The sequence below is a fragment of the Micromonospora sp. 4G55 genome (genome assembly GCF_016803375.1).
Window position 1 is genome coordinate 1 of sequence record NZ_JAEVHN010000486.1, and the last position, 4,755, is coordinate 4,755.

The window sequence follows — 4,755 nt, forward strand, 5'->3', positions numbered from 1 at the left end:
CCACCGGCGCGGTCAGCGAGGTCGCGGGCATCGCCGTTCGTTCGCCTTACCGCCGCCAGGGGCTGGCGGGCGCCATCACCGCCGCCATCACCCGGCGGCTGTTCACCACCGGCGTGGAGATTGCCTGGCTGGAGGCCTCCGGCGAGAAATCGTGGCGGGTGTATGAGCGCGTCGGCTACCGACCCGCCGGTCAACGGCTCTACATCGCCATGGACTGAGGTCCGACAGGGGACCCGGGCTGAGGTCCACCGACCGAGGCCCGGGCCACCCGGCGTCTGCTGATCTTGCAGGCGATACCTCACCCGCCGGCTCGGCGGATGAGGAAGACTGCCGGCATGGCTGATCTGGACGATGCGAAGACTGCGCTGCACCACTACCTTCAGTCGATCCGCGACGACCTGATCTGGAAGCTCGACGGGCTGAGCGAACGCGAGGCCAGACTGCCCCGCACCGCGACCGGCAACAACCTGCTGGGAGTACTCAAGCACTGCCTCAACGTCGAAGCCGGCTACTTCGGGCCCACCTTCGGGCGCGAATTCCCGACGCCTGAGGAGCTGGTCCCCATGCAGGCGTTCGAGGAGGACCCGCAGGCAGACTGGTACGCGCGCGAGGACGAGACGAAGGATGGGCTGATTGACCTGTATCGCCGTGTCGGAGTGTTCGCGGATCAGACGATCGAAGAACTGCCGCTCGACGCGCCGGGGCGGGTGCCGTGGTGGCAGACGGGTCGACAGGCCGTGACGCTGCACAGGATCATCATTCACGTGACCTGCGACCTCGCTCGTCACGCCGGGCACGCCGACATCATGCGCGAGCAGCACGACAGCGCGATCGGCCTGCGGCGGGAGAACAGCAACATCCCTGACGACTATGACTGGCCGGTGTACGTCACCAGGCTGACGAAGCTGGCTGACCGGTTCGGATGACCGCCCCGTCCCACTGATCCAGGCGGTGCCGTCAGCAGCCGCTCATCGGCTTCTCCCGTGTCACGAGGAGTTCGGTGAGGCGCCCGGCAGCGCTTCCCCGGCCGCCTCGCACGTCTCCGCTGTCAGCGAAGCTGGTCCGACGAGGCTCGGCGTGAGGCGTGCTTGGGTCTGCCGCTGGCCTAGTCTGGCCTGGTGACTCACGCGGCTGATGGCAGTCCCGGGTCGGCCCGAGCGGTCTATCCAGGGACGTTCGATCCGTTCACGCCGGGTCATCTGGATGTTGTCGACCGGGCGCGCCGCATCTTCGATCAGGTCACCGTCCTTGTTGCCGTCAACGACGGCAAGCGGCCGTCTGGGACGACTGTTGCGCGGGCGAGGGAGATCCGGGGCTTGCTTCCGGCGGGCTGGGAGAACGTTGCGGTGGCCGCATGGCATGGGCTGACCGCCGACTACTGCCGGCTCAACGGGTGCGGGCTGATCATCCGCGGGGTCAGGAACTCGACCGATTTCTCGCACGAGTACGAACTCGCCGCGATGAATGAGGCGCTGGGCGTCGCGACGTTGTTCATGCCTGCCCGGCCGGAGTTGGCGGCGATGTCGTCCACTGCGGTGCGGGCTCTGCGAGCCTGAGCTGCTCACGACGAGCGCGCGGGGCGGTGGTGCTGCCGTGGTGCGGGCAGTGTGGACTGTTCTGCGGTGAGCGGGGTTTCGTTGTTGCTCCGCGGCAACCGAGCTCACCGAGGCTGGAGCAACCCGCGTTCGACCATGTGGGCCCGCAGCGTCTCGGCGTCCTCGGCGGACATCAACCGGCGCGGAATCACGGTCGCCGGCATTCGGCCGACGTACAGGATCCAGAACTCAGGGGTGTCCCTCACCTTGGTGACCCCGTCCCAGGCGATGCCGCCGGACTCCGATCCGCTGCGCATCATGATGTTGTCGTCGGTGATGTCGTAGCCGCCCTCAACGGCGTAGCGACTGGAGCGGCGCCGGGCGCGCCACCGCACCGACGGCGAGTAGAGCATCGAGAGCAGACCACTCACGATCAGCGCGATGCACAGCGGCGTGATCCGGTCGCCCCACCCGAACCCTTGCGACACGACGACACCGATCGCCCCGACCGCCGTCAGCACCGCGCCGACGTAGCCGTACCTGCGCAGCCGAACACTGCTGAGCGCGGCGGCCACGCGGCCCGGGTAGGCGGGATCGGCTGGGACGTCGAAACGGATGTGCACGTCAGCACGATAGTGCCCGCCCCGGCCCGCGGGCAGCGGGTGGCTCGCGCCCCGCGGGCCGGATCGTCGGGTTCCGCCCGTTGTCGACGGCGGACGCGGCATTGCGGTCAAGAAACGCCGGCTACCGCAGACACCCGCGCTGATGGATGCACCCGGGCGTTCACCTTCGTCGCCGGTATCGGGCCGGCCCTGAACTCCGTTCGCGCTCGGTCATGAGCGACCGCGTGCGGACCGCCGCGTGATGCAGTCCGGGGCGCGGCCACCTTGCCGCTCGCCCCAGCTCGGGCCCACGGCGGCGGCTCATGGCAGGACCAACGAGAAGTCTCCGGGGGCTCTGCGGTGCGGCGGAGAGCCGATCAATGCAGGTGACCGGGAGCCCGACGTCGAGGAGTGTGCCGTGGGCGCTGGCGCGGAACTCCCCGTCGCCGGCACTGGCGGAGCCGGAACGGCAGCGGACGCAGCGGTTCGAGAGCAGAGGGAGGCGCGTGGGCCGAACGGTCCAGGGCAGCACGATATGCGGACGCGTAGACATGATCTCCTCTTGAGGCCTGACGGAAGGCATGGGTGAAGAGCCGACGGCGACGTCAGCGACCGATGCGCGGGGAAGGTGTCAGGTCTACAGAGCAGGCGGCGTCACGCGGGGTGAAGTCCTCTCGTGAATGGTGCGGAGAAGATGATGCAGCACAAGGTAGGGCGCGACGGGCTCGCCTAGCCACCCATTTCGTCCTGATGCCGAGCACTGGGGCGGGGTCGGCGAGCGGGGCGCCGACCCATGCGCCGATCGCCGCGATGCGAGAAGCGGACCCGCCGATCCTGCTACCCCATCGACTCGGGTAGCGAAGCACTCGGGTGCCGGGCGACGTCGCGCGAGGGAGCGAGGACTCAGGGGGCGGGAACCGGCTCGGACGACGGCCGCCACTCCCGCCTGATCAGCCCGTACATCCACGAGTCGGAGACCTCGCCGTTCACGACGCAGTCTTCCCGCAACGTCCCTTCACGCACGAATCCGAGCTTCTCCAGGACGCGGGCGGATGCCACGTTGCGCGTATCGGTTTCGGCCTGGACTCGATTCAGGTCCAGCGTGTCGAATGCCCACTGCAGCAAGGCGCGTGCGGCCTCCGTCGCGTAGCCGTGGCCCCATGCTGCATCGTCGAGGCAGTAGCCCAGCGATGCACTGCGGTAGTCCGGATTCCACCGGGTCAGACTGCACCAGCCGATGAACGCCCCGTCGGAAACACGGTCCACGGCCGGCCGCGTCCCGGTGCCTTCCTCTGCCATCTGCCGGCAAGCCGTGATGAACCTGCACGTCGTCATGGTCAGGATCAGTTGGCCTGGTCAGAGTGGCACCGTTGTGCCGGTCGGGGCGTTCCTCACCCGGCAGGCCGCCGACGCCTACCTAGCATCGCGGCATCCAGTCGAGGGCGCCGAGTTCTACGTGGAGACCGTGCCGCTCAGCTTCTAGCCCGGCTCGCACCTCGATCCGTGATCCAGCGGCGGCTGCCTGGCGATCAAACGATCAGCGGCATGTGCGTAAACCCCGATCGTTGTTGCCGGTCGCGGTGGGCCACGTGGCTTGTGCAGCACGGGTGGCTGATCATTGAGCGGTGATCAACCCTGCCGTGCTGCCGGCCGACCCCGATGCGTTCTCGTTGGCCGTTCCGCCGCTGTTTGCCGCGCTGGCTCCGGCGCGGAGCATCCTCATCGCCGGAGCGGGCGGTGGGTTCGACGTGTACGCCGGCCTGCCCTTGGCGTTCGCCCTGTGGCGCGGCGGCGCACAGGTGCACCTGGCCAGTCTGTCCTTCTCTGAGCTCGAGTTGATCGACCGCGACGCGTGGGTAGCGAAGGACGTCGCGGCGGTGCAACCGGACACCACCAGCCCGGACTGGTACTTCCCCGAACGGACGCTCGCCCGGTGGCTGGCGGCTCAGGAACTGCCGTCGACCGTGTACGCCTTTCCGCCGCTCGGTGTCCAGCCGTTGCGGGCGGCGTACCGGTACCTGGTCGAACAACTCGACATCGATGCGGTGGTGCTGGTCGATGGCGGCACCGATGTCCTGCTGCGCGGCGACGAAAGCGATCTCGGCACCCCGGTGGAGGACATCACCAGCCTGGCCGCCGTGGCCGCGCTGGACGTGCCGGTCAAGCTGGTGACCAGTCTAGGCTTCGGCATCGACGCCTATGACGGCGTCAACCACGTCCAGGTGCTGGAGAATCTCGCCGCGCTCGACCGCGACGGCGGCTACCTCGGTGCCCTGTCCATCCCCGGATCCAGCCGGGAGGCGGCGCTGTACCGCGATGCTGTCGCCGACGCCCAGGCCGCCACCCCGGACCGGCCGAGCATCGTCCAGGGACAGATCGCCGCCGCCACCAGCGGCGCGTTCGGAGACGTCCGGTTCACCCGGCGCACCGGCGGCGGCGACCTGTTCGTCAACCCGCTGATGGCGATCTACTTCACCGTTGACCTCGACAAACTCGCCGCCCGATGCCTGTACCTCGACCGCATCGAGAACACCATCGGCAGGCGACAGGTCATCACGCGCATCCAAGCGTTCCGCGACGAACTCCTCAGCGCACGCGTCCCCCGCGCGTTTCCCCAC

The 4,755-nt window shown here is 68.6% G+C and carries 7 protein-coding genes; 5 read left to right on the forward strand and 2 right to left on the reverse strand.

The features are described 5' to 3' along the window. The 3 genes from JNW89_RS27935 to coaD all read left to right on the forward strand — a co-directional run. Positions 1-218, forward strand: a 218-nt coding sequence (locus JNW89_RS27935) for a GNAT family N-acetyltransferase (protein WP_238451348.1), incomplete at its 5' end; no start/stop codon positions are given. A gap of 117 nt (positions 219-335) precedes the next feature. Beyond that, on the forward strand, positions 336-926 hold the full coding sequence (locus tag JNW89_RS27940; protein WP_238451350.1) for a DinB family protein: 591 nt from the start codon (positions 336-338) through the stop codon (positions 924-926). 192 nt (positions 927-1,118) lie between these two features. Next, positions 1,119-1,556 carry a pantetheine-phosphate adenylyltransferase gene (gene coaD, locus JNW89_RS27945; RefSeq protein WP_238451352.1) on the forward strand — a complete coding sequence of 146 codons (438 nt, stop codon included), beginning with the start codon at positions 1,119-1,121 and terminating at the stop codon, positions 1,554-1,556. 104 nt (positions 1,557-1,660) lie between these two features. Here coaD and JNW89_RS27950 read toward each other — a convergent pair whose 3' ends face one another. Beyond that, positions 1,661-2,158 carry a YcxB family protein gene (locus tag JNW89_RS27950; protein ID WP_238451353.1) on the reverse strand — a complete coding sequence of 166 codons (498 nt, stop codon included), beginning with the start codon at positions 2,156-2,158 and terminating at the stop codon, positions 1,661-1,663. Between the two features lie 882 nt (positions 2,159-3,040). Next, entirely contained in the window at positions 3,041-3,436 is a 396-nt protein-coding gene (locus tag JNW89_RS27955) for a GNAT family N-acetyltransferase (protein ID WP_238451355.1), read from the reverse strand. Positions 3,437-3,452: 16 nt separating this feature from the next. On the opposite strand from JNW89_RS27955, the gene JNW89_RS27960 reads away from it, so the two are divergent. Both JNW89_RS27960 and JNW89_RS27965 read left to right on the forward strand, forming a co-directional pair. Continuing rightward, positions 3,453-3,620 carry a hypothetical protein gene (locus JNW89_RS27960; protein WP_238451357.1) on the forward strand — a complete coding sequence of 56 codons (168 nt, stop codon included), beginning with the start codon at positions 3,453-3,455 and terminating at the stop codon, positions 3,618-3,620. A gap of 142 nt (positions 3,621-3,762) precedes the next feature. After that, positions 3,763-4,755: DUF1152 domain-containing protein (locus JNW89_RS27965; RefSeq protein WP_238448834.1), on the forward strand; the 993-nt coding region annotated here is incomplete at its 3' end.